Genomic DNA, 23,651 nt, shown 5'->3' on the forward strand with positions numbered 1-23,651 from the left:
TTATTGTCTTTAAACGCTGCACCAAGGGCTGGCCAATGCTAGTTACGATAAAAAAGATTGGGTCATTGGGCGTGGAGGGAAACTCCGTCAGGGTCCGCCGGCAAATAGAGCTTTGTAACCAGCTTGGCCTGTTCGGCGCATTGGCCACCGTCCCCTATCAACTGTTCTATATTGGCTACGACCTCGGCTTCTATCGCGGCATCTTTACGGCTAATCTGCTGTTCATGGTGGCCTACCTTTCGGTGTTGCCGCTTAACTATTGCCGATTCTACAGAAGCGCTAGAAAGTTGCTGGTCGTGAATGCGTGTATCCAGCTGTTCGTCGTGACGCTCTTCATTAGCGCTGAAGCCGGCGTGCACCTTTTCTACTTTTGTTTGGCGTCGATTCTGGTGTTTCTGTTCGAGCAGCTACGGGTCGTTACCTACCTGGTGCTGATGACCCTGGTCGGCGCGCTCTACATTACCGCTCACTTCATGTTTCCACTGTCGGTGGCGCTCACGCCGGTGCCATCGCCTTGGGTCGATGTCATGTACGTCGCTAGCGTCGCAGGCGTGCTGTCTTTGCAGGCTGGGCTTTTGTATCTGTTGCGCCAGCAGATCGACAGTGCCGAAGATGAGCTGACGCACAAAAACGAGCATCTCGAGGTGCAGAGTAATACCGACCCTTTGACCGGGCTGGCGAACCGGCGGCTGCTCGATAGAACCCTCGAACGGGAATGGTCGAGGCTGGCGTTTGAGGCGGGGGAGCTCTCCCTGATCATGTGCGATATCGACCACTTCAAACGCTTCAATGATCGTTACGGCCACGGGGAGGGAGACAAGTGCCTGGAGCGGATTGCCGCAGCACTCGAGCTTACGTTCGCCCGGCCGACGGACCTGGTGGCGCGCTATGGCGGTGAAGAGTTCGCCTGCGTGCTGCCCTTTACCGATGAGCAAGGCGCTCGTTATCTGGGTGAGAAGCTCGTCGAAGCGGTTCGCGACCTGAATATTTTAAACGCCGACACGCACGCTGGCCGGGTGACCATTAGCGTAGGCGTCTCCAGCATCGCCCCGTCGTGTCGCAAGGCCCGCTCGATAAGCGAGAGGCAGCTGCTCAATTGTGCGGATCAGGCGCTTTACCAGGCCAAAGCCCAGGGCCGCGATCAGGTCGCGTTTTTGGCATGCCAAGAGGCCGAGCATTCGCCCGAGCGGCCCACGCCACCGAGTGACAGACGCAAAACGTAATTTTTATCGACGTAATCTCTGTTCGCGTCGTCCCCATCACTGCTCATTTGCTCGGCCGGGTATCAAGAACCCCAGGGCCCGGCCGATAAAGTCTGATCGGGGAGCGATTGTCGGTGTCGGGCGGTCGCTGCTTCCCCATTACCGTTGCCTCTTGTTTTAAGTCTTTATCCCACGTTTTTTTGAACGCGTTTTAACGAGCCGCGCAAGCGCCGAGCGCAACGAAAAAACCGTAAAGGGTCGTCGAACGCCGCAACGGAGCTTAAGCCCATGCTGGATGTAGTAATGAAGTGTTGGTCGCCGGGAGTGGCGGGCAATTCGATTCGGCTGCGCCGGCAGATAGAGCTTTGCAACCAGCTCTGTTTGTTCTGCATCGTGGCCACCTTGCCGTACCAACTCTTCTATATTTTTTACGAAGTCGCCTTTTATCTCCCCATTTTGATCATCAGCTCGCTGTTCGTCGTGAGCTGTCTTGTCATCATGTACCTCAACCACCGGCGACGGTATAACGACGCCCGAAATATGTTGGTCGCCGTGCTTGCAGTGTATTTGCTGATCAAGACGTCCTTTTTGGGGGCCAGCTCCGGGGTGCCACTTTATTATTTTGCGCTGGCGGGCGTGCTGATTTTTTTGTTTCCTCACTTTACCTGGCAAACCTACGGCGTGATGATGGGAGGATGCGGCGCGCTTTACGTCATCGCGCATTTCGTGTTCGAAAGCCGCTCGTTTACGCCGATACCCGCGCCCTGGACCGACATCATGTATGGCGTCAGCGTGACGTGCGTTTTGGTGATGCTGGGCGTACTGCTGTATCTTTTTCGACAGCAGATCGAGCAGGCCGAAGACGAGCTAACGCTGACCAATCAGGCGCTGCTCACGCTTAGCAGCACCGATCCGCTGACCGGGCTTGCCAACCGGCGGGCGATGCACGAAACGCTCAAACGGGAGTGGCGAAGGCTGACGCGAAAGCCCAACGCGCTCTCTATCATCATGTGCGATGTGGACCACTTCAAGCAGTTCAACGACCACTACGGCCATAACGCCGGGGATGACTGCTTGCGGCGCATTGCCCGCGTCTTGGAGGGGGCCGTGTCGCGCTCCTCCGATTTAGTCGCCCGCTTTGGCGGTGAAGAGTTCGTGTTTATCCTGCCGGGTATCAATGAAAAGCATGCTCGCCATCTAGGCGAAAAACTGTGCAAGGCGGTACGTGCGCTCGATATCCCCAACGCGGGTACGGCTTCGGGGTGGGTGACGATCAGCCTTGGCATAGCCAGCCTTGATCCCGCCAATTGCCCGGTTCAGCGTACCAATACCGGGGAGGGGCTTTTGAACATGGCCGACAAGGCGCTTTACCGGGCGAAAGACAACGGCCGTAACCGGGTCGAGTTTTTGCCCTACCCACGCACTGACACACGCTAACGGAGAAAGAATGCAGATTGCGCTTTATCAGGTAGATGCCTTCGCCACAAAGCCCTTCGAAGGCAACCCGGCGGCGGTATGCCCGCTGGATACGTGGCTCGACGACAGCGAGCTTCAAGCGATCGCCGCAGAGAACAACCTGTCCGAAACCGCTTTTGTTGTACCGCTGGAGACGGGCTACCACCTGCGCTGGTTTACCCCCTCCGTCGAGGTGGATCTATGCGGCCATGCGACCCTGGCCGCCGCCTGGGTGATTTTCAACGAACTGGGCGATACGCGCGATGTGCTTCATTTTGAGACGCGCAGCGGCGTGCTGATCGTTCGCCGGGAAGGCCAGGCGCTAGCCATGGATTTTCCGGCCAAAACGCTTGCGCCTTTCGACCACCATGACGCGGTGGCCGCCGCGCTTGGCGGTATCGAACTCGAAGCGCTTTTGATCGCCGATGATATCGTGGCGGTGGCGCGGGACGCGGCGGCGATCGAAACCCTCGAGCCGGACATGCAGCTGCTGAAAAAGCTGCCCGGGCGGGGTCTGGCGGTCACCGGTCAAGGGGAGGACGTGGATTTCATCTCCCGCTGGTTTGGCCCCAACGTCGGCGTGGAAGAAGACCCGGTCACGGGCTCGGCGCACACCGCGCTTGCGCCTTACTGGGCCGAACGGCTGGGTAAGCCCTTACTCACCGCCCGCCAGGGCGGCGCGAGAAAAGGCGAGCTTGGCTGCACCGTTCAAGGCGAACGCGTGGTGATCAAGGGCCAGGTAGCACCGTATTTGAAAGGCATGATCACCCTGGGCGAGCGTTAAGCGGCCATGTAAATACCTTCACGAGCCAGAAAATAAAAAGGCCGTTCGCGGATGCGCGAACGGCCTTTTACATGGCGTGGCTTTTTACATAGTGTTGCTTTTTACATGGCTTGCGGCGTTTTACGCCTCTTCGAGCCCATCGACAAGCAGCACCCGGTAGTCCGCGCCCTGAAAACGGTGCTTGCGCGCCGCCTGGTAGGCGGGGCTTTGGTACCAGGCGCGGGCGGCGTCCATATCCGGGAAGCGCAGAATCACCGCGCCTTCCATGTCGCTGCCTTCCATCACCTCGAAGTCACCGTAAAATGCCAGCGGCTCGGGGTCGTGGCCTTCGCGGGCGGCCTGGGCTTTCTCCGCATAGCGGGCCAGTTCATCGGCGTCGTGGGTGCGTTCACGGATCAGTACGACATAAGCGGACATTCGATTCTCCTTTTGTGAGCCGGCGCTTAGGAAAGCTTTTTCAAAAGCGCTTGAGCGGTGGCTTCAGAAGAGCCCGGGTTTTGGCCGGTGATCAGCAGGCCGTCTTCTACCACGTAGACGCCCCAGTCGTCGCCCTTGCTGTACTCACCGCCGTGCTGCTTGAGCATGTCTTCGACCAAAAACGGCACGACGTTGGTCAGGCCCACGGCGTCTTCTTCACTGTTGCTGAAACCGGTGACCTTACGGCCCGCCACGAGCGGCTTGCCGTCGCTGTCTTTAACGTGGCGCAGTACGCCCGGCGCGTGGCATACGGTGGCCACCGGCTTGTGGGCAGCCATGGCGTCTTCGATCAGCTTGATCGAGTCCGCGCTTTCGGCCAGGTCCCAAAGCGGGCCGTGGCCGCCGGGGTAAAACACGCCGTCGAACTGGGAAAGGTCGACATCGGCCAGTTTGTGCGTGTTGGCCAGCGCCTTTTGCGCTTCGTCGTCGGCCTCGAAGCGGTGGGTGGCGTCGGTTTGGGCATCCGGCACGTTGCTGTTGGGGTCGAGTGGCGGCTGGCCGCCGGCCGGGGAGGCCAGGGTCAGGGTCGCGCCGGCGTCCAGAAAGGTGTAGTAGGGCGCCGCCAGCTCTTCCAGCCAAAAGCCGGTTTTGTTGCCGGTATCGCCAAGCTGGTCGTGCGAAGTCACTACCAAAAGAATATTCATCATTGAATCCTTTACAGGTTGAGGCTGGTTTAGCCGGTTGAATAAAGCCGTTGATTTAATAAAGCGTAGGTGGCATTCAGGGCGGCCTCCAGCGGTACGTCGTCCCGCGTGATTTTGGCGCGCAGGCTGGCGCCCAGCCACAAGTGATAAAGCGTGGCGGCAAGCGCCTGCGCATCGCCCTCAACGCTTGTGGGCAAATCAAGTGAACTATCCGCCGTGGCCGCGTTGATAGCCAGCGCCAATCGTTCGATCACGGCGTCGGTGCCGCGCTGGAGTACGTGGCGCATGTTCTCGGAGAGATCACTCACTTCCGCGGCCAGCTTGACCGCCAGGCATTTGCTGTTTGGCGCATCGAAGCGCTGGGTATCGCGCCAGTGATGCCAGTAGCTCAAAAGCCGCTGGGCGTTGGACGCGCCGGGCTGGGCCAGGCGCTCTTCGAGCTGGGCGAGATAGCCTGCGAAGTACTCTTCCAGCAGCGCTTCGCCAAACGCCTCCTTGGAGGCGAAGTAGTGGTAAAAGGAGCCCTTGGGCACGCCGGCGGCTTTGAGAATTTCATTGAGGCCCACCGCCGCAAATCCCTTGCCGCCAATGATGCTCTGGCCGGTAGTAAGAATGCGTTGCCGGACATCGCCGGTGATTGGTGTCATGGTCATAGCCGTTAGACTACTCTTCATTAGACCAGTCGTCTAGAGGGGCTGAGATTTTTGCCACCCTGGCCTCGACAAAAGCGGGCTTATCGTGTGGGCTTCCAAAGGGTAGGCAGCGTTCCGCCGACGGGGTCACCGGCGGGCAAGGCCACGGCGGCGATCCGCTTTTGGGCCGCCTCCAACCTGGCCGGGTCGCCCCGTTCCAGGTCCGGCGCCTGGTTGGGTGGGTAGGCGCCGACCATGCAAAAGCCGTCGCTATCCGCCAGGCAGGCATGGCCGGTACCGGCGGGCAGCACCAGCACGTCACCGGCCTCGAGCGTTACCTCGGGCCCGTTGGGCCCACCCAGTTGCGCCCGGGCGTGGCCGCGAAAAACGCCCAACGCCTCGTGGGCGTTGGTGTGGAAGTGCTGAAAATCATACAGATGGTAGCGCCAGGCCGGTGGCCAGCCGTTTTGTTCGAACATGGCCTCGCAGTCCCGGGCGCGCTGCTCGGGGTCATCGGCTTGCAGCACCTGGCGGTAAATCAGCACCGGCAACGGCGAGTTGGGAAAGCCGGCCGCCTCGTCGCGCTCCAGATAAAGGGTCTCGGGGTTGGGAAGCATCATCCTGTCCTCTTTTCGGCGTTGAGCACTCACCTTACTCTAGCAGTCGATCGCCAAGGACGGGTTGTGGGTTACGTGGGCAGGGTGGCAATGACCTTGATTTCGAAATCGAAACCCGCCAGCCAGTTGACGCCGACCGCAGTCCAGTTTGGGTAGGGCTTGTGCGCCTGTTCGATGACTGGCATTTAGAGCCCATGCCGATGTTCGTTGCCTTTCGGCCCAATCGCCACGTCAGCGCCAAGCTGCGCGTGTTCATCGAGTGGGTGGCCGCGCTAATGGAAATGCCGCTGCCTACCGCCGATCACTCCCATCCGGTAAGTGGCCAAGGCGAACGCCGCCCGGGTGCGCCTGGCATAGACTAAAGTTGGGGGCAGGGAAGCGCTCGCCCAGCGGGTTTACTTGGTACGCTAACCGGTAGCGTAAGGCGTTGGATGTACGGACGCTTCCCCGTTTCCCGTATCGAGAATTAAGGCGATTCCATGATCATTTCAAGCCCGTCGGATTACCGGCAAGCCGCCCAGCAGCGCATCCCTCGCTTTCTTTTCGACTACCTGGACGGCGGCTCGGTCACCGAGAGTACGCTGCGCGGCAACGTGGAAGCGCTGCAGGGTATTCCGCTGCGCCAGCGCGTGCTGAAAGGCGGCGGCACGCCCACCCTCGATACCGATATTCTGGGTAGCCAGTGGAAGATGCCAGTCGCCCTCGCCCCGGTGGGTGCCACCGGCCTGTACGCCCGGCGCGGCGAAGTGCAGGCGGCCCGCGCCGCCGAGAAAGCGGGTATTCCCTACACGCTCTCGACGGTGTCGGTCTGCTCGATCGAAGAGGTCGCCCGGGAGGCTCACGGCGAGCAGTGGTCGCAGCTTTACGTCTTGAAAGACCGCGGCTTCATGAAAAACGCCCTGGAGCGCTCCTGGGAGGCGGGGATGAAGACGCTGGTGTTCACCGTGGACATGCCGCTGCCCGGCTCGCGCTACCGCGACCGCCGCTCGGGCATGTCCGGGCCCAATGCCAAACTGCGCCAGTACGCCCAGGCGATTACCCACCCGCAGTGGGCGTATGACGTGGGGCTTAAGGGCAAGCCGCTGTCGTTTGGCAACATCGAAGCCTACACCGGGCGCAAGATGGGCATGGAAGACTACATGGGCTTTCTGGCCAAGAACTTCGACCCCTCGATCAGTTGGGACGAGCTTGCCTGGATTCGCGAAAGCTGGAAGGGCAAGCTGATCATCAAGGGCCTTTTGGATAAAGACGACGCCCGCGAGGCCCAGCGCATGGGCGCTGATGGCATCGTGGTCTCCAACCATGGCGGCCGCCAGCTCGACGGCGCGATCTCCACCGCCCAGGCGCTGCCGCACATCGTCGAGGAAGTGGGCGACGAGCTGACCGTGCTGGCGGACTCCGGCGTGCGCTCCGGGCTCGACGTGGTGCGCATGCTGGCCCTCGGCGCCAAGGGGGTGCTGCTGGGTCGCGCCTACGCCTACGCGCTGGCCGCCCGGGGCGAGGCGGGGGTGTCGCATCTGCTGGAGCTGATCGCCGCCGACATGCGCGTAACCATGACGCTGATCGGCGCCAACTCCCCCGCCGAGATCAACCAAAGCCACCTGGATGCGGTGGTGAAAGAGCTCAAGATGAGCGAGTAAGTAGTTGGTCGAAGAATCTTAAATTTAATTTGAACCTCCTGCGGTGGCAGCCATCCAAAGGCCAGATTCTTCGAGGTTTTTCGCTTGGCAAACACCTCGAAGGGCATTATGCAGGCTCTGCAATGAGCCTGACGGGCCTCTTGCGAAGTGGTCGTTTTACTATCGATAAGGAGTGTTGAGCCGTGCTGCACAACGTTAAACCGCTAAAAAAGTACCTGCCATTGGTTATGCTGGGCGTCGCTGTCTCGGTGCCTGCTTTCGCGCAGACCCTGGACCCATCCGACCCTGACGATATGGCCGAAATGCAGCAGCAGATGGTCGAGATCGCGCTCATGCAGCCCGGCGCTACCACCACGAGTGACGGCGCCACCTTACCGCTTTACCCGGATGCCGAGGTTCGGGTCCATTTCACCGACCCAAGCGTTATCCCCAGCATGGATGGCGGGACCCTGGGTGAAGATGCGCTGCCGACGATCATGATGGCGTCCGAGGATTCCGTTGCTGAGGTCACCGACTTTTATGAAGAGCAGCTCGACGGCTTTACGCGGCTGGACTACGAGGCAGAAGGCGTGACCTTCGGCAAGGGCTTGCCGGAGGATTTGAGCCCGATGGAGTTCGAGCGCTGGGCCAACCTCGTGCCGTATCATGAGCACGTGTCCATTTACGACCAGTCCGGCGAGACGATCATCGAAATGGCCTACCAGCCGGAGTAACGCAGCGCCCTTCGTGATTCATAAGCGCCCTTCTCGAGCCGGTCGAGAAGGGCGTTTTGCATTTAATGCCCTGGCCGAGCGGTTTTCACGCGGCCGTGGCGCCCCAGCGGAACCATCATTGGTTTGCCGGTCACCGGGTCGTCGATCACGCGGCTTTCCAGACCAAACACGTCGAATACCATCTGCTCGGTGAGTACCTCCTCCGGCGTGCCGGCCGCGTAGACGCGCCCGCCGGCCATGGCGATGAGCGTATCGGCGTAGCGGGCGGCCAGGTTCAGCTCGTGCAGTACCATCACGATGGTGGTGCCCCGGGTCTGGTTCAGGTCGGTGAGCAAATCCAGCACGTCGATTTGATGGTTGATGTCCAAAAAGGTGGTGGGCTCGTCGAGCAGCAGCACGCGCGTTTGCTGGGCCAGCGCCATCGCGATCCACACCCGCTGGCGCTGGCCGCCAGAGAGCTCGTCGACCTCGCGGGTGGCAAGCTCGACGAGGTGAGTCGCGGCCAGCGCATCCGCCACGGCGGCGTCATCAAAGCGGCTCCAGCGCTTGAATAGCCCCTGATGCGGGTGGCGGCCGCGGCTGACCAGATCGAGCACGCTGATGCCTTCCGGTGCGATGGGCGACTGCGGCAAAAAGCCGAGCTCTCGCGCCAGGTGGCGGCTTTGCAGTTGGTGAATGTTCTCGCCGTCGAGCACGACGCGGCCCCGGCGTGGGGTAATCAGCCGGGAAAGCGCGCGCAAGAGCGTGGACTTGCCGCAGGCGTTGGCCCCCACGATGGCACTCGTATGGCCCGCCTGCACGGCGAGGCTCACGTCTTCGAGCACGCGGCGCTCGCCATAGCTCGCCGAAAGCCCCTCGGCCATTAGCGTGGTTGCACTCATAAGGCGCCTTTGCGTTGGTTGTCGCGAATGATCAAATACACCAGGTAAGGCGCGCCCAGCACGCCGGTGACGATGCCCACCGGGTAGCGGGCGGGCAGTAAAAACTGCCCGGCGTAGTCGCTGAAAAGCACCAGCAGCGCCCCGATCAATGCCGAGGGAAGCAGCAGTGAGCCGTTTTGGCCGACCACCCGCGCCGCAATCGGCCCCGAGAGAAACGCCACGAAGGCGATGGGGCCGGACACCGCCGTGGCAAAGGCCACCAGCGCCACGGCGCAGAGCACCACGATGATCCGCGTAGCGGCCAGGTGCACGCCGAGCCCGGCGGCCAGCTCGTCGCCCAGGCGCAACGTCTCCAGATCGCGCCGGCGGCTGACGAGTAGCCCGCCCATCAGCAACAGCGCGATGAAAAGCGAAAGCGTCTGTTCCAGCCCCACGCCGTTGACACTGCCGGTGATCCAGCGAAGCGCTTCTTGAAGCGACCAGTTGGGCGCCTGCATCAAAAGATACGCCGTCACGCTTTGCAGCATGGCGGCAAGCCCTATGCCGATCAGAATCAGCCGAGCACCGGTCACCCCGTCGCGCCAGGCGAGTAGATAAATCAGCAGTGCCACGCCAAGCCCGGCGGTAATCGCGATCAACGACACCGCCGGCCCGCTCAAGGAGAGCACGACGATGGCGAACACCGCGCCGGTGCTGGCGCCGGTACTGATACCGATGATATCCGGGCTCGCCAGCGGATTGCGCAGCATGGTTTGAAAGGCAACGCCCCCAAGGCCGAAACAGGCGCCGGTCAGAAGACACGCCAGTGTCCGAGGCAGGCGCAGCTCGCGCACGGTGAAGCTTGCCCCCGGTATGTCGGTGCCGGTCAAAATGCGCGCCACCGTGGCCGGCGGCGTAAAGGATTGGCCAAGCATCAGGGTGAGCATTGCCCCGGCGAGCAGGGCGATGGTCAAAAGCCCCAGGATACGCGCGCGGCGCCTGGCCTGGTCGCGGCGCGTGCGTCGCAAGGTGTCTGCCAGCGGGGCCGTCGTGTTCATAGCGCGCCCACCTTGCGGTGACGCACGATCCAGATAAACACCGGCGCGCCGATAAAGGCGGTTACGACACCCGCATCGAGCTCCGCTGGGTGAGCCACCAGCCGCCCGGCGACATCCGCAAGGGTCAGCAGCGCTGCGCCGCCCAGGGCGGAAAACGGCAGCAGCCAGCGGTAATCGCCGCCCACCAGCAGCCGGCAGGCATGCGGCACGACCAGCCCGACAAACCCGATGGGCCCGCAGACCGCGGTCGTGGCGCCACACAAAAGCACTGCCCCCAGGGCGGACATCATTCGCGCTCTGGCAACGCTTTCGCCAAGCCCGACGGCGGTATCGTCCCCCAACGCGAGCAGGTTGAGCTTGCGCGCCGCCGTTAGGGCGATGACAAAACCGCCCAGCAAAAAAGGCGTAACGGGGAGTAGTTGCGCGTAGGTCGCGCCGCCCACGCCACCCACCAGCCAGGCCTGTACCAGCCCGGCGATATCGGTGCGGGGCAGGATGACCGCCGTAGTCAGCGAGGTAAGCGCGGCGGTAATGGCCGCGCCGGCCAGCGCCATGCGAAGCGGCGTCGCACCACCCCGGCCCAGGCTTGCAATGGTGTAGACCGTCACGGCGGCAACGCCCGCGCCTGCCAGGGCGCAGGCAATGAAGCCCAGGCTCGTTTGAAGGTCGAACCACGCGATACCGATGACCACCGCCAGCGCGGCGCCGGCGTTCACGCCTAAAAGGCCTGGGTCCGCCAGCGGGTTACGCGTCACACCCTGCATGACGCCGCCGCCCACGCCCAGCGCGGCCCCGGCCAGCAGCGCCAAAAGCGTGCGCGGCAGCCGGCTGGCCACGGCGGCGTCCCCTACGGTGTCGATGCGAGCGCTGAGTGCGGCGCTGATTTCCGCAAGGCCCACGCTTCTCGCGCCCAAGGCCACCGAGAGCATGGCCGCCAGAACCAGCAGCGTCATCAGCAGCGCGCCGGCCGTCAGCCGCCTGGCCACGTGGCGCCGGCTTTCGCGCAACGCGTAGGTGGCGCTGTTAGCGTACCTTGCGGGCGGCGCGGGCGAGTAGCTCGGCATAGTCATCCAGTACCCAGGCAATCGATAAAGGGGTGGGGTTGGCGGCGGTGCCCAAAGGGCTATTATCCAGCATGACGACGGCACCGTTTTCGACGGCCGGCAGCCGAGAGGTGAGCGGGTTGGCGTCGAGCTCTTCCATTAGCTCGGCGCCGCCGTAGGTGACCAGCACGTCGACATCGTCGAGCTCATCGATCAGCTCGGCGCTGATTTCACCGGAAAACTGCCCCGCGTTCGAATGCTCGCGCACCACCCCGGGCGAGATAAGGCCAAGGTCGTGGAAGAACTGCACCCGGGCGTCGTTATCGGAGTAAAACGCGATACGCCCCAGGTTACCCGGGTCCAGGTGGGTGACGAACATCGCAGTCGTATCCGCAAGGGCTGGGTAGCGCGCGGCGGTCTCGGCGATTTGGGCTTCCAGCGTCTCGATGAGCGCCTCGCCTTCATCGCTCATGCCCATGCCGGCGCTGTTGAGACGAATCATCTCGCGCCAGCTACTCGCCCAGGGGCCATCCGGGTAGGCCACGACCGGGGCGATGTGGCTGAGCGTGTCGTAATCGCGCTGGCTAAGCCCGGAGTAGGCGGCCAGAATCACGTCCGGGCGGCTGGCGGCGACGGCTTCGAAGTCGATACCGTCGCCTTCGTCAAAAAGCGCCGGGGCGGGCTCACCAAGTTCATCCAGGCGCGCTTCGACCCAGGGCAGCAGGCCGTTGCCGCTCGGGTCGCCGAAGTTGGCGGCGGCAAAGCCGACCGGCACCACACCCAGCGCCAGCGGTACTTCGTGATTGGCCCAGGCGATGGTGGCGATGCGCTCGGGCTTTTCGTCGATGACCGTGGTGCCCAGGCCATGTTCGATCTGCTGCGGGTAAGTCTGGGCGTTGGCGGCGGTGGTGGCGTAAAGCGCAAGCGTGGCGACCAGCGAAAGCCCCATGCGGCGGCGGTGCTTGTCCATCATGACTCTCCCATGAATACGTAGGCCGCCCGAGCAGTGCCCGGGCGGCCGCGGGGTAACGTAGCTTGCCTAAAAGTCGTAGCGCAGCGTGGAGGAGATGCTGCGCGGCTCGCCGTACACGCCGTAGCCGCCTACGTGGCTGTAGTACTTCTCGTCGAAGAGGTTTTTCAGGTTGACCTGCAGGCTAAGGTCCGAGGTGAACTGGTAGCGCCCGAACAGGTTGGTCAGGGTGTAGCTTCCCTGCTCGAACTCGCTGGGCAGGCCCACCGGGGTGGTCAGGCCGTTGGCGACCAGGCTGCTTTGCCAGTTCACGCCTCCGCCCAGGGTCAGCTCCCGGTGTTGGGGAACGCTGTAGCTTGCGAAAAGGTTGAAGAGAGAGCGCGGCTGGTCGATGTTGAGGACGTCTTCGTCGTCCTTGGCGGTGAAGTGGGAGTAGCCTAGGGTCATGTCCAGGTCCTCGGTGACCGCGCCGCTAAGCTCTACTTCGAAGCCTTCGCTGACCACGCCGTCCACACCGGTGTAGAAGGTTTCGGTTTGGCCCGGCGCCATGGGCAGGGCCGCGGCGACGTTGTCCTGCTCGATGCGAAATATCGAGGCCGAGCCGTTCAGCAAACCGTTGAACCAGGCGGCCTTGAGGCCGGTTTCGTAACTTTTGCCCACTACCGGGTCCAGGTAGGTGCTGGCGGGGTCGCGGAAATCCTGGGGCTCGAAGATTTCGGTGTAGCTTGCAAACGCGGAGTAGGTGTCGTTGAAGTCATACACCAGGCCGCCGTAGGGGGTGACTTCGTAGGTGCTTTGGCTGTCATCGCTGCGCGCGGTTTGGGTCATGCCGCTCCATTCGGTGTAGCGCGCCCCGGCAATCAGGGTGAGCGGGTCGGCCAGTGAAAAGCGCGCGGCGGTGTAAACGGCTTTTTGCCGCGTGCTGGCCGCCTCGGACGCCTCGAAGGGCGCCCAGCCTTCATTGGGCGCCGCCCCGTTGTAGTGGTTGAAATCATCGGCCTCGAAGCCGTCGATGAAGGTGTTCTCGTAGTCGTTGGTTTGCTCGCTGTAGTTAGCGCCGACGACCAGCTCATGCTCGCGGCCCAGCAAGGTGAAGGGCCCGCTTGCCTGGGCATCGACGGAGTCGACTTCGCGCTGGCCGCGGTTCCAGCCGGTATAGAAGGACACGCCGCTGCCATCCAGCCGGTCGGGCAGGGTGCCTTCCACGTAGGGGTAGGCCAGTTTGCCGTCCATGTCGGTCTCTTCATGGGTGCCCACCACGCGCACCTGCCAGTCGTTGGCGAAGCGGTGGCTTAGCTCGGCGAAGACTTTCTCCGACTCGAAGTCGTAGTAGGACCAGTCCGGCGCTACGCTGAACGAACGCGAGTAGTCGGTGGGGGTGCCATCGCTGTACCAAAGCGGCAGCCCGCCCCAGGTGGGCGAAGAGGTGTGGCTGTCCTGATAATCGAAGCCCAGCGAAAGCGTCGTGTTGTCGGTGACGTCAGCGTCGACCACCCCGTAGCCGAAGGTGCGGCGCTTGTCCTGGCGGTCCAGGTGCGCGCCGCCCTCTTCATAGCCGCCGATAAAACGGGCGCGCACGTCGCCCGAGGCGCTCAGCGGCGTGGTGAGATCCACGGTGCTACCGCGCTTGTCCCAACTGCCCAGCGTGCCGGAAACCGAGCCTTCGAATTCACGGCTATCGGCGCGTTTGCGTACGAAGTTGACCGAGGCCCCCGGGTTGCCCGAGCCGGTCACCAGCCCGTTGGCGCCGCGAATGACTTCGACGCGATCGTAAATCGCCGTATTGAGCCGGCCCTCGCCGAAATACCAGCGGCTGTCCCGGTTGAGGGTCGGGATCCCGTCATACTGGTAGCTGTTGATCCGAAAACCGCGGGAGTGAAAGCCGACGCGTTCGCTGTCGATAGGGCGCGCGGCGATACCGGTGGTATTGGCCAGCACGTCTTCGATGGAATCGAGGTTTTGGTCGCGAATGCGCTGCTCGGTCACGATGCTGATCGCCTGGGGCAGCTCTTTTTGGCTAAGCGTCAGGCCCGTGCCGGCGGTGGTGCTTCTACGCGTGTAGCCAACGTTTTCGTAGAGGTTGGTGCCCGTCACCGTCAAGGTTTCGAGTGCCTGAACGTCGTTATCGGTTTGCGCCATGGCGCTACCGGCGCCTAGCAGGCTTACGCAGGTTAGCGCCGAAACCGCCGTGTGAACGGCAAAAGGTGCGGTTTTCATAGGATCCCTTGAGCGAGCGTTATATGCCTTATAAAAAGGCGTTATATCTATGGCTACGCTGGATCATATAAAAACGATTGTCTTATGTAAATGCATATGAGAACTCTTTGTATTTGCTTTCCTTCAATACTTTTGGCGGCGGTTCTCTCATCACTGCTGATAAAGCGTTTGAATGATTTGGCAGTGGGCGGTGTCGCCGCCGCGGCACTGGCCGATCACCTGGCGAAGCTCGCCTGCCAGGGACTCGAGCGCCTTGATGCGCTCTTCCAACTGCGCCAGGTGGCGGCTGGCGATGGCATCCACCGCGGCGCAGTCGTTATTTGGCTGGTCGGAAAGCGCCAGCAATTCTTGAATGGTAGAAAGGTCGAGGCCCAGGTGGCGGCCGTGGCGAATAAAGTTGATACGCTCGAGGGAGGCCTGGCTGTAAAGCCGATAGCCCTGCTCGCCCCGGGCAGGCGGCGTGATGAGCCCGCGCTTTTCGTAATGGCGGATACTCTCCGGTGAGCAGCCGGTCTTTTTGGCGATTTCTCCGATACGGTAGGACGGTTTCATTGGCTTGACCCTGTAATGGTTACAGGGTTTATCCTGGTGCATATCTACTCGGTCCACCAGCGGGAGACGACGATGGAGATGATGACGAGTTTGCTAAGCGTTGCACTAAGCGCGGCGCCTTGGCTTTTGCTGGGGCTGTTCGTGGCCGGGCTGGTCAAGGCCTGGCTTTCCGAGCGCTTGCTGATGCGCTGGCTGGGCGGTTCGGGCCTTGGCAGCATTCTGCGTGCTTCGATCATCGGCATGCCGCTACCGCTTTGCTCCTGCGGCGCCATTCCCACGGCGATGGCGCTGCACCGCGGTGGCGCCGGGCGCGGGCCCACCACGTCGTTTTTGATCAGCACCCCCGGCGTCGGCGTGGACTCGATTTTTCTCACCAGCGCGCTACTGGGGCCTTTAATGGCGCTTTTGCGCGTGCTGGGGGCGCTAGTCACCGCGATCGTGACGGGCATTCTGGTCAGCCTGACCGGTGAGCGGGCCGCACCCGCCGCGCCGGTTTCGAGCTGCTGCGCCTCGGGTGGGTGTGGCTCGGCGCCTAAAGAAGCCAACCCGCCCGGTGGCTTACGAGCCGGGCTTCGCTACGCGTTCAGCGATTTGCTGGATGACTTCAGTGCCTGGATATTTGCCGGGCTTCTGCTGGCCGGCGTGCTCATGACCTGGGTCTCGCCCGAGGCGCTCGCCCGGTTTTCCGGCGGGCCCCTGGCGCTGGGTTTGATGGCGATTATCGGTATTCCGCTTTACGTATGCGCGGCGGCGGCCACGCCTATTGCGGCCGGGCTTTTAATGGCCGGCATCACGCCGGGCATGGCGCTGGTCTTCTTGCTGGCCGGCCCGATTACCAGCCTGGCAACGCTCGGCGTTTTCCGCCGTGAGCTGGGTAGCCAGGCGTTGGCGGTCTACCTGGCGGCCATTTTGGTGGTTACGGTGCTGATTGGTTGGGGCGTGGATATTGTGCTGGCGCGGACCGGGTTCGACCCGGTTAGCCAAGCGGGGCAGGTTCAGGCACTTTTGCCCCCGGGGCTCGAGTGGGTAGCGCTGCTGGTGCTTGCGTTTTTCGCGCTGCGTCCGCTTCGCCGGCGAGCGCTGGGGTTCTAAACCTGCCCCGTGATTGAGGCGGCCTCAATCGTCGTTGCGTGACTCGACCGGGGCCGGAGTGATGTCGATGGGCTCGCGCTCGCTCAGGCGGCGCTGGTCCAGCGTCTCGTGGGCGATGCGGTAGCAGTCCTCGATATGTTTATTGCCCATGTACTTCATGGCGGTATAGCTGATGCTGCCCGCCACGGCGCTGCCGATGAACGGGACGAACTTCGAGGCGCCCTTGGTGGCCACCTTGAAGCCCATTTTCTGTAGCAAATTGATGACCAGGGTACGGGTGATGTACTTGCCGGCCATCTGGCTGCCCGCGTTTGAAATCGCGGTCATCATCATTACCTTGGATTCGGTATCGAGTTCGTCGATCTGCTCGGGGGTCAGGCCGAACTGCTCGTTGATTTGGGGAATCAGGCGCAGCAGAATCGCCACGTCGGAGCCGATATCAAGCCCCGGAATGGGAATCACGGCGGCCCCGGCGGAAAGGGTCGAACTGCGTTTCACCTTCTTTTGGCAGACCCGTTTAATGGCCTCGAGCTCTTCGATTGTTTCGATCATGGCAGGTTTCTCCTTGAGTCTGCATTGCAAGCACGCGTATCGCGGCTTTCCTTGCCGCTCGTCACCCTTGGCTTAAACGCTCGGATTAACGTTTGGGCTTCAGGATTAAGCCCTTGCACGAACGCATCATTCAACGTCCGGGAATAAGAGCGTAGTCAATATGGGCAGGCCTTACACCATAATACGCGCCAGCGACGCCGTTATGTGACGCTGCATGGCGTACCGGGCGCCTGCCTCCTCCCGCCCCCGAATGGCCGAAACGATGGCATCGTGCTCTTCGGTTACTTGCTGCGAATGTAGGATTCGGTCGCTTTCGGATCTTTTTTGATTGAACGTGGCGCCGAAAATGACGTTGGTTTGCAGAGCGAGCAGCGAGCTTAGCAGGAATTTGTTACCCGACGCCTGGGCGACCTGCAGGTGAAAGTCAAAATCCTCCTGGGTGCCTTGTTTGTCTTTACGAAAAAGCGCGCGAAGCGCCTGGGCTTTCTCGTCTATACGTGTGATATCGCCCACGCGTTGGTGGCGGGCGGCAAGCGCTGCCGACTCGGTCTCGATCAGCAGGCGAAAATCGAACAGTGCCTCCAGGTCGCTGCGGTTGTCCACGAAGTTTGGGGCATCCAGCGCCGTGGCCGGCCGGGCCGCCACGAACAGCCCCGCTCCTTGGCGCGAGGCGATCAGCCCTTCGGCTTTCAGGCGGGCCGTAACCTCTCTTACCGCGCTTCGGCTAAGCGCGTAACGAACCGAGAGTTCGGCTTCCGTGGGAAGTTTCGAGCCGCGTAAATATTGCCCCCGCAATATCCAGTGATGCATGTCGTCGTATAAGTCTTTGGTCTTTTCGACCTTGGTCTTTGTTGTCATGTATTCAGACCCATTGAATGCTTTTTTATTGAATAAAAACAGTAGTTTGATGTTGTTAAGTGAGTTTGATAATAAACAAATTGCGCGGAGTTACTATTCCAAGTGTACTGCATGTGTTGGTTACCGTTTCTAATAAGGAGATAACAATGCGTGCACGTCGCCAGCTCACCACACTTCTTCTTGCGCTTTCTTTCGGAGTTAGCGCCCAGGCCAATGATTTCGTTTTCGGGCATATCTACGAAGCCAGCCACAGCCATCATAAATGGGCGCAGTGGGCGGCCGAGGAGATCGAAAAGCGCAGCGATGGCCGCCACACGGTCGAGGTATTCCCTTCGTCACAGTTGGGCAATGAGGTAGAGCTCAACGAAGGCCTCGACCTAGGCGTGGTCGATATCATCTACACCGGTAACGCCTTTGCCGGTAATGCCTACCCACCTATTGCGCTGGGCAGCGCGCCCTTCGTTTTCAGAGATTTCGATCATTGGCTGGCGTACTCGCATAGTGATCTCTTTCAGGAACTCGCCCAGGGGTACGAAGAAGCGACCGGGCACGTGCCGCTGGGGCTTATTTACTTTGGCCAGCGCCACGTCACCGCCAATAAACCGGTACTGACCCCGCAGGACATGCAGGGGATGAAAATTCGCGTACCCGATGCGCCGCTGCTGCTCATGTTTCCCCGGGCCGTGGGTGCTAACCCAACGCCCATTGCCTTTGCGGAGGTGTATTTAGCGCTTCAACAGGGCGTGGTCGACGGGCAGGAAAACCCGCTACCGATCATCGAGGCGATGAAGTTCAACGAGGTGCAGTCGGATATCTCCCTGACCGGCCATATTTTCGATAGCCAGCCGATCATCATCAGCGGCGACGCCTGGTCACAGCTTTCCGAACAGGATCAGACGATCTTCCGGGATGTCTTCCGGGAAGCGGGGGAGCAGGGCAGTCTGGATATTCAGCAGCAGGAACAAGAGCTGGTCTCCTGGTTCGAGGACAACGGGACGAACGTGCACGAAGTAGACCGCGCACCCTTTGCCGAGCGCGTGCGCCCCTCGCTCACCGCCGATGACGTAGGCTGGAGCGCCGAGCAGTTGCAAACGCTCGAGGCGATCGAGTAATGAGTCGCCCGAAAGACAGCGCTTGTGAGCCAGTGGCCGAGCCTGACGCCCCCGCGTCTTCGCTCGACCCCATGCCCGTCGCGCCTGCTCAGAAGTGGGTGTTCGAGGACCATGTCGCACTGGGGGTGTTGATGTTGCTGGGCGGGGTGGTTTTTGCGCAGTTCCTGTCGCGCTACGTTTTCAACCACTCGATCGGGTGGACCGAAGAGGGCGCGCGTATGCTGCTGGTCCTGCTGGTGTTCATCGGCGCCGCGGGGGCGGCCTCCCGGCGGGGGCATATTTATGTGGAAATCCTCGAGCTCGTACTGCCCGTTCGGGCGCGGCGCTGGCTAAGCGGGTTCAATCACCTGCTTAGCGCCGCTTTCTTTGCTTACGTGGCCTGGCTTGCCTGGCAGGTGGGGCAGCGGGTCTGGCACTCCAGTATGAGCACCCTGCCCATCTCGAAAGGCTGGATCTACACCATCGTGGCCGCCGCCATGCTGATGATGGCGTACCGGCTAGCGCGACAGGGCATTACCTGCTGGCGCGGGGAGAAACAGCCATGATCCTGCTACTCTTTGCTGGCCTGGCAACGCTTTTGTTGATGGGCGCACCGGTGGCGGTGGCGCTGGCCGGGTCGTCGCTTTTGTATCTGCTGGCTGCGGACCGCATCCCGGACATCATCCTGATCCAGCGCATGGTCGGCGGGGTGGATAGCTTCCCGCTGCTGGCCGTGCCGTTTTTCATTCTGGCCGGCAACCTGATGAACGTGTGCGGTGTGACCGAGCGGATCTTTCGCTTCGCCGATTCGATGGTGGGCTGGGCCCGGGGCGGCCTTGGCCACGTCAATGTGGGCGCATCGGTGATTTTTGCCGGTATGTCCGGCGCCGCCATTGCCGATGCCGGCGGGCTCGGGGCCGTCGAGATCAAGGCGATGCGCGATAAAGGCTACGACGTGGATTTCGCCGTGGGCATCACCGGCGCTTCTTCGACGGTAGGGCCGATCATTCCGCCTTCGCTGCCGCTGGTGGTGTATGGCGTGGTGGCCGGGGCGTCGATCGGCCAGCTGTTCGTGGCCGGTATCGTGCCGGGGCTTTTGATCGCGGCGCTGTTGATGCTCATGGTCGCGGTGATCTCGCATCGGCGCGGCTACCCGGTGGGAGAGCGCTTCTCGGTGAAGCGGCTAATCGCGAGCTTTCTCCACGCGTCGCTTTCGCTGCTGATTCCGGTGATCATCGTCGGGGGCATCGTGCTGGGCATCTTTACGCCCACGGAAAGCGCGATTGCCGCGGTGGCCTACGTGCTGGTACTCGCCACGCTCGTCTACCGCAGCGCCGGCTGGCGCCAGATCATTACGGTCTTTCGTGAAACCATCGAAATGACCTCGGTGGTGCTGTTGATCGTGGCGGCGTCCTCGATCTTTGCCTGGATACTTACCCGTGAAGGCGTACCCACCGCGTTTGCCGGGGCCGTCATGGCGGTAGCCGACAACCCGATCCTCATTCTCATCCTGATCAATTTGATCCTGCTGGTGGTGGGCTGCTTCATGGAGACCGTGGCGGCGATCACCATCTTGACGCCGGTATTGCTGCCTTTGGCCGTGCAGGCCGGGGTCGACCCGGTACAGTTCGGCATCATCATGGTGCTCAATTTGATGATCGGGCTTTTGACCCCGCCGGTGGGGCTGGTGCTGTTCATTCTGGCGCGGGTGGCGGACATTTCGTTTCCCCGCGCCGTTCGCGCCACCTTACCGTTCATTGCCGCGCTTTTGGTATCGCTGCTGCTGATCACCTTCATTCCGGCGCTGACCCTTTGGCTGCCCAGTCTCATCTAGTTTCGGAGTCATCTGCATGAACCAACCTCAACACAACGCCTCGATCGCTCAGGATGCGCGGATCGAGGCCATCGACATGGTGCCTATCGCAAGCTTTCTACCGGCGAACGGTGGCTACGGCAGCGCCCGGGAAATCGGTCATGCCCGTATGGCCACGCTGGTGTTCGTGCGTTTTTCCGCCGGTATCCTGGGGATCGGCGAATGCTATGGGCCGCCCAAAACCACGCTTGCCTACCTGGATATTCTCCGCGAGGCTTACGTCGGCCAGAGCGCCTTCGACCACCGGGTCATCTGGCGGCGCATGACCAACGTGCTCTACCACGTACGCGCGCAAAGCCAGCTGGCCGCTGCCGTCAGCGGGCTGGATATCGCGCTTCACGATGGCCTGGGCAAGCTTTTGGGCCTGCCGGTGTACCGGCTGCTGGGCGGCGAAGAGCAGGCGGCGGTACAGGTCTACGCTTCGGGAGGCTACTTTCACGAACCCGCGGCGCTGCCCCTTGAAGCCCAGCTCGAACGCGTGGCGGGGCAGTTTGACGGCTACAAGATCAAAATCGGCCACGGCATCAAAAGCGATCTCGAGCGGATGCAGAGCGCGCGGCGGATTCTTGGCGACGACGTGGCCATCATGGCCGATATAAACGGCGCCTACACGGCGGATATTGCGCTTGAGTCGATCGAGGCATTGGCGCCGCTTCGCCCTTACTGGATCGAGGAGCCGGTCGCACCGGAGGACCTGCCCGGGTTTCGGCGGCTGGCCTTGCGCCACCACGGGCGCATTGCCGCCGGGGAGGCCTCGGTCAACGCGGTCGAATTCCGCGAGCTGGCCGCCACTGGCGGGGTCGACGTGCTGATGCCGGATCTCAACCTGTGCGGTGGGTATGTCGAGGCGCTGCGCATTGCGGATATGGCGCAGCTAAACGGTTTGAGAATTTCCCCCCACGTATGGGGCAGTGCGGTAGGCATTATGGCGGCAGCGCACTTTGCCGCCGCGCTGGCGCCGCATCCGCATCCGGAGCGCACGCATACGCCGACCTGGGTCGAGTTCGATGTCTCGGCCAATAACCCGCTGCGTGAAGCGCTGCTGACAACGCCGTTAAGCCTGGAGCACGGCCAACTGGCGCTGCCCACCGAACCCGGGCTTGGCATCGCGATCGATGAAGACCGGCTCAAGGCGCTGAAGCTCGATATCTAAAGGGGAAGGGAAAGCAGAGGGGGGAAACAGAGGGGAAAGGCAGGGATGCCCGGCGAGCATGGCTCGCCGGGCAAAGGGCTTATGACTCGGACGTGTCCGCGTCGGGATCTTGCTCGTCGGGTGCCTGGGCGTCCGCTTCCGGGGCGTCTTGTAGCGTTTGCTCCGAGGCGTCTTCGTCTTCCTCAGTAACCGACGGCTCGTCAGTGCTCTGCTCAGAGGCGGTCACCGGCGGGTTGTCCGGCGTAATCCGCCACACCACGTTGGTCAGGTCATCGGCGACGATGACCGCGCCATCCGGGGCCACGGTAACGCCGACCGGGCGACCAAGAGCGTTGCCGTCTTCGGTCAAAAAGCCGCTGGCGAAATCGACCGGGTCACCGGCGGGGCTGCCGTTCTCGAAGGGGATGAACACCACCTTGTAGCCGACCGGGTCGGTGCGGTTCCAGCTGCCGTGTTCGCCAACGAACACGCCGTCGGCGTAGTCATCGCCTACCTCGGGAATCGAGAAGGCGACCCCCAAGGGGGCGACGTGGGAGCTCAGGCTGTAGTCCGGGGCGATGGCGGCGTCGACCAAATCCTGCCTTTGCGGCTGCACGCGCGGGTCGACGTGCTGGCCCCAGTAGCTGTAGGGCCAGCCGTAAAAGCCGCCTTCCTGCACCGAGGTGAGGTAGTCCGGCACCAGGTCCGGGCCCAGCTCGTCACGCTCGTTGACCACGGCCCAGAGCTGGTCGGTCTCCGGTTGAATGGCGAAGTCGGTGGGGTTTCGCAGGCCCGTGGCGTAGGGGCGGTGCGCCCCGGTCTCGGCGTCGATCTCCCACACCTCGGCCCGGTTGACCTCGGCGTCCATCCCGCGCTCGGTGATGTTGCTGTTCGAGCCGATGCCCACGTAGAGGTACTCGCCGTCGGCGCTGGCGACCATCGCCTTGGTCCAGTGGTGGTTGATCTCGGCGGGCAGTTGAGCAATCACTTCCGGGGCGCCCTCGGCCTCGAGCTGGCCCTCTTCGTAATCGAAACGTACCAGCGCATCCTGGTTGGCCACGAACAGACCATCGTCGATAAGGGCGAGCCCGTAAGGCGCGTTGAGGTCTTCGGCAAAGATGGACTGCTCGTAGGTGCCATCGCCGTTGGGGCGCAAAATCGTCAGGCGGTCGCCGCTTTCGACCGAGGTGTTGCCCTGGTCCTTGATGTAGCCGGCGATGACGTCCTTGGGCTTGAGCTGCGGGGCGTTACCGCCGCTGCCTTCCGCCACCAGGATATCCCCGTTAGGCAGCACGATGGTTTGGCGCGGCACCATCAGATCGGTGCCGATGGCGGTAATCGTATAGCCCTCGGGCACGGTGGGCTTGGCATCGCCCCATTCGGCGGGCTCGGGCACGGTCATGTCCGGCAGCAAGCCGCGCTCGGGCTCGGGCAGAGTCGGGTTGGGGCCATAGGGCTGTTCGACGTCGGCGGCGTTGACGCTGGTGGCCACTAAAAGCGCGGAAAGCGGGGTTAAATATTTGAGACGAAAGACATTCATGAGGCTACTCCAACAGCGCGCGTACGGGTAAAACCCAAAAAAATCGCTACCAGGCTCAGCAGGGTGATCACCACCGATAGCACGAGCCCGGTGGGCATCATCGCCCAGGCATCCCTGGCGTGGACGAGCGCGTTAACGAATCCCAGCGCCCAGGTCACGACCAAAAGCGCCAGGTAAAGAAAGGAGCGCGTCGTGCGGTGGTCGGCGCGAAACAAGCCGATCAAAGCGGCGAGAATCGCGAAGCCGTTGAATATCAGCCCTCCTGCGATCAGCCAGGAGGCAAAGGTTGCCCACTGAATATGGTAGCTCGACGAGTAGGCGTAGTCGGTGAGCGCCGCCCCCAGAAAAAGCGGTAGCATACCGGCCAGCAGTACGGCGTGAAGCGGGTGGATCCCGCTACGGTAAGTAGGGTGTGCAGGTGCCTGCATGGTGCGCTCCTCCTTGATGAATGACCCGATGCGGTTGCCGCTTGGGAAGACCGCGTTCCAGACGGGCGAGTGATTTGGCGCTCTATGAGCCGCCAGGCTGAGTATAGGAGACGTTTAGCGGGCTTAGAAAGCTTTCCTTGTCGGCACGCTCTTTTAACGAGCCAGCCGGGCCCTGGTAAAAGCGTGCGGCGGCGGCTATTTTTTCGATAATTGACAAAAAT

Annotated in this window: 25 protein-coding genes; 11 read left to right on the forward strand and 14 right to left on the reverse strand. The window is 62.1% G+C overall.

Annotated features, from left to right (window positions below):
* Positions 1-71: 71 nt before the first annotated feature.
* The 3 genes from ACWHVV_RS03725 to ACWHVV_RS03735 all read left to right on the forward strand — a co-directional run bounded on the left by ACWHVV_RS03725 (position 72) and on the right by ACWHVV_RS03735 (position 3,441).
* On the forward strand, positions 72-1,223 hold the full coding sequence (locus ACWHVV_RS03725) for a GGDEF domain-containing protein (protein WP_447928137.1): 1,152 nt from the start codon (positions 72-74) through the stop codon (positions 1,221-1,223).
* A gap of 267 nt (positions 1,224-1,490) precedes the next feature.
* Positions 1,491-2,639 carry a GGDEF domain-containing protein gene (locus ACWHVV_RS03730; RefSeq protein ID WP_447928138.1) on the forward strand — a complete coding sequence of 383 codons (1,149 nt, stop codon included), beginning with the start codon at positions 1,491-1,493 and terminating at the stop codon, positions 2,637-2,639.
* Positions 2,640-2,649: 10 nt separating this feature from the next.
* The gene (locus ACWHVV_RS03735) at positions 2,650-3,441 is read left to right on the forward strand and encodes a PhzF family phenazine biosynthesis protein (protein WP_447928139.1); all 792 of its coding nucleotides are present in this window, start codon (positions 2,650-2,652) and stop codon (positions 3,439-3,441) included.
* A gap of 120 nt (positions 3,442-3,561) precedes the next feature.
* On the opposite strand, the gene ACWHVV_RS03740 is transcribed toward ACWHVV_RS03735, so the two are convergent.
* From ACWHVV_RS03740 to ACWHVV_RS03755, 4 genes are all read right to left on the reverse strand, one after another.
* A complete protein-coding gene (locus ACWHVV_RS03740; RefSeq protein ID WP_447895261.1) occupies positions 3,562-3,858 on the reverse strand; it encodes a DUF1330 domain-containing protein in 297 nt (98 codons plus the stop codon).
* A 26-nt stretch (positions 3,859-3,884) separates the two neighbouring features.
* Positions 3,885-4,562 (reverse strand): type 1 glutamine amidotransferase domain-containing protein, encoded by a 678-nt coding sequence (locus tag ACWHVV_RS03745; protein ID WP_447928140.1) that lies wholly within the window; start codon positions 4,560-4,562, stop codon positions 3,885-3,887.
* 29 nt (positions 4,563-4,591) lie between these two features.
* Positions 4,592-5,215 (reverse strand): TetR/AcrR family transcriptional regulator, encoded by a 624-nt coding sequence (locus ACWHVV_RS03750; protein WP_447928141.1) that lies wholly within the window; start codon positions 5,213-5,215, stop codon positions 4,592-4,594.
* Positions 5,216-5,295: 80 nt separating this feature from the next.
* Positions 5,296-5,814 carry a cupin domain-containing protein gene (locus ACWHVV_RS03755; RefSeq protein ID WP_447928142.1) on the reverse strand — a complete coding sequence of 173 codons (519 nt, stop codon included), beginning with the start codon at positions 5,812-5,814 and terminating at the stop codon, positions 5,296-5,298.
* A gap of 191 nt (positions 5,815-6,005) precedes the next feature.
* Between ACWHVV_RS03755 and ACWHVV_RS03760 the strand changes: the two genes are divergently transcribed.
* The 3 genes from ACWHVV_RS03760 to ACWHVV_RS03770 all read left to right on the forward strand — a co-directional run bounded on the left by ACWHVV_RS03760 (position 6,006) and on the right by ACWHVV_RS03770 (position 8,164).
* The gene (locus tag ACWHVV_RS03760; RefSeq protein ID WP_447928143.1) at positions 6,006-6,173 is read left to right on the forward strand and encodes a hypothetical protein; all 168 of its coding nucleotides are present in this window, start codon (positions 6,006-6,008) and stop codon (positions 6,171-6,173) included.
* Between the two features lie 117 nt (positions 6,174-6,290).
* Positions 6,291-7,451 carry an FMN-dependent L-lactate dehydrogenase LldD gene (lldD, locus tag ACWHVV_RS03765; RefSeq protein ID WP_447928144.1) on the forward strand — a complete coding sequence of 387 codons (1,161 nt, stop codon included), beginning with the start codon at positions 6,291-6,293 and terminating at the stop codon, positions 7,449-7,451.
* A gap of 182 nt (positions 7,452-7,633) precedes the next feature.
* Positions 7,634-8,164 (forward strand): hypothetical protein, encoded by a 531-nt coding sequence (locus ACWHVV_RS03770; protein ID WP_447928145.1) that lies wholly within the window; start codon positions 7,634-7,636, stop codon positions 8,162-8,164.
* 62 nt (positions 8,165-8,226) lie between these two features.
* Here the strand turns inward: ACWHVV_RS03770 and ACWHVV_RS03775 are convergent, their stop codons facing one another.
* The 6 genes from ACWHVV_RS03775 to ACWHVV_RS03800 form a co-directional block, all read right to left on the reverse strand.
* Entirely contained in the window at positions 8,227-9,045 is an 819-nt protein-coding gene (locus ACWHVV_RS03775; RefSeq protein ID WP_447928146.1) for an ABC transporter ATP-binding protein, read from the reverse strand.
* Positions 9,042-10,082, reverse strand: coding sequence for a FecCD family ABC transporter permease (locus ACWHVV_RS03780; RefSeq protein WP_447928147.1), 1,041 nt, complete (start codon positions 10,080-10,082; stop codon positions 9,042-9,044). The genes ACWHVV_RS03775 and ACWHVV_RS03780 overlap by 4 nt, the downstream gene beginning before the upstream one ends.
* Complete coding sequence (locus tag ACWHVV_RS03785; protein WP_447928148.1) at positions 10,079-11,146, reverse strand: FecCD family ABC transporter permease; 1,068 nt, start codon at positions 11,144-11,146, stop codon at positions 10,079-10,081. The genes ACWHVV_RS03780 and ACWHVV_RS03785 overlap by 4 nt, the downstream gene beginning before the upstream one ends.
* Positions 11,106-12,098 carry an iron-siderophore ABC transporter substrate-binding protein gene (locus tag ACWHVV_RS03790; RefSeq protein ID WP_447928149.1) on the reverse strand — a complete coding sequence of 331 codons (993 nt, stop codon included), beginning with the start codon at positions 12,096-12,098 and terminating at the stop codon, positions 11,106-11,108. The genes ACWHVV_RS03785 and ACWHVV_RS03790 overlap by 41 nt, the downstream gene beginning before the upstream one ends.
* 66 nt (positions 12,099-12,164) lie before the next feature.
* A complete protein-coding gene (gene fhuE / locus ACWHVV_RS03795; RefSeq protein WP_447928150.1) occupies positions 12,165-14,312 on the reverse strand; it encodes a ferric-rhodotorulic acid/ferric-coprogen receptor FhuE in 2,148 nt (715 codons plus the stop codon).
* Positions 14,313-14,462: 150 nt separating this feature from the next.
* Positions 14,463-14,864 (reverse strand): MerR family transcriptional regulator, encoded by a 402-nt coding sequence (locus ACWHVV_RS03800; RefSeq protein WP_447928151.1) that lies wholly within the window; start codon positions 14,862-14,864, stop codon positions 14,463-14,465.
* A gap of 72 nt (positions 14,865-14,936) precedes the next feature.
* On the opposite strand from ACWHVV_RS03800, the gene ACWHVV_RS03805 reads away from it, so the two are divergent.
* Positions 14,937-15,956 (forward strand): SO_0444 family Cu/Zn efflux transporter, encoded by a 1,020-nt coding sequence (locus ACWHVV_RS03805; protein WP_447928152.1) that lies wholly within the window; start codon positions 14,937-14,939, stop codon positions 15,954-15,956.
* Between the two features lie 24 nt (positions 15,957-15,980).
* Here ACWHVV_RS03805 and ACWHVV_RS03810 read toward each other — a convergent pair whose 3' ends face one another.
* Together ACWHVV_RS03810 and ACWHVV_RS03815 are read right to left on the reverse strand one after the other, a co-directional pair.
* Positions 15,981-16,508, reverse strand: coding sequence for a hypothetical protein (locus tag ACWHVV_RS03810; RefSeq protein ID WP_447928153.1), 528 nt, complete (start codon positions 16,506-16,508; stop codon positions 15,981-15,983).
* A gap of 171 nt (positions 16,509-16,679) precedes the next feature.
* Positions 16,680-17,366, reverse strand: coding sequence for a FadR/GntR family transcriptional regulator (locus ACWHVV_RS03815; RefSeq protein WP_447928154.1), 687 nt, complete (start codon positions 17,364-17,366; stop codon positions 16,680-16,682).
* Positions 17,367-17,512: 146 nt separating this feature from the next.
* Between ACWHVV_RS03815 and ACWHVV_RS03820 the strand changes: the two genes are divergently transcribed.
* The 4 genes from ACWHVV_RS03820 to ACWHVV_RS03835 are packed head-to-tail and all read left to right on the forward strand — an operon-like array spanning position 17,513 to position 21,483.
* On the forward strand, positions 17,513-18,478 hold the full coding sequence (locus ACWHVV_RS03820; RefSeq protein ID WP_447928155.1) for a sialic acid TRAP transporter substrate-binding protein SiaP: 966 nt from the start codon (positions 17,513-17,515) through the stop codon (positions 18,476-18,478).
* Positions 18,478-19,023: a TRAP transporter small permease gene (locus ACWHVV_RS03825; RefSeq protein WP_447928156.1), complete on the forward strand. Its 546-nt coding sequence runs from the start codon at positions 18,478-18,480 to the stop codon at positions 19,021-19,023. Before ACWHVV_RS03820 ends, ACWHVV_RS03825 begins: the two co-directional genes overlap by 1 nt.
* Positions 19,020-20,291, forward strand: a complete 1,272-nt coding sequence (locus ACWHVV_RS03830) for a TRAP transporter large permease (RefSeq protein WP_447928157.1) — start codon at positions 19,020-19,022, stop codon at positions 20,289-20,291. Before ACWHVV_RS03825 ends, ACWHVV_RS03830 begins: the two co-directional genes overlap by 4 nt.
* A gap of 16 nt (positions 20,292-20,307) precedes the next feature.
* Positions 20,308-21,483: a mandelate racemase/muconate lactonizing enzyme family protein gene (locus ACWHVV_RS03835; RefSeq protein ID WP_447928158.1), complete on the forward strand. Its 1,176-nt coding sequence runs from the start codon at positions 20,308-20,310 to the stop codon at positions 21,481-21,483.
* Between the two features lie 79 nt (positions 21,484-21,562).
* Here ACWHVV_RS03835 and ACWHVV_RS03840 read toward each other — a convergent pair whose 3' ends face one another.
* Positions 21,563-23,002: a PQQ-dependent sugar dehydrogenase gene (locus tag ACWHVV_RS03840; RefSeq protein ID WP_447928159.1), complete on the reverse strand. Its 1,440-nt coding sequence runs from the start codon at positions 23,000-23,002 to the stop codon at positions 21,563-21,565.
* Positions 22,999-23,430, reverse strand: coding sequence for a DUF2231 domain-containing protein (locus tag ACWHVV_RS03845; protein ID WP_447928160.1), 432 nt, complete (start codon positions 23,428-23,430; stop codon positions 22,999-23,001). Before ACWHVV_RS03845 ends, ACWHVV_RS03840 begins: the two co-directional genes overlap by 4 nt.
* Positions 23,431-23,651: the final 221 nt, after the last annotated feature.

It is taken from the genome of Vreelandella sp. EE27 (genome assembly GCF_968206495.1).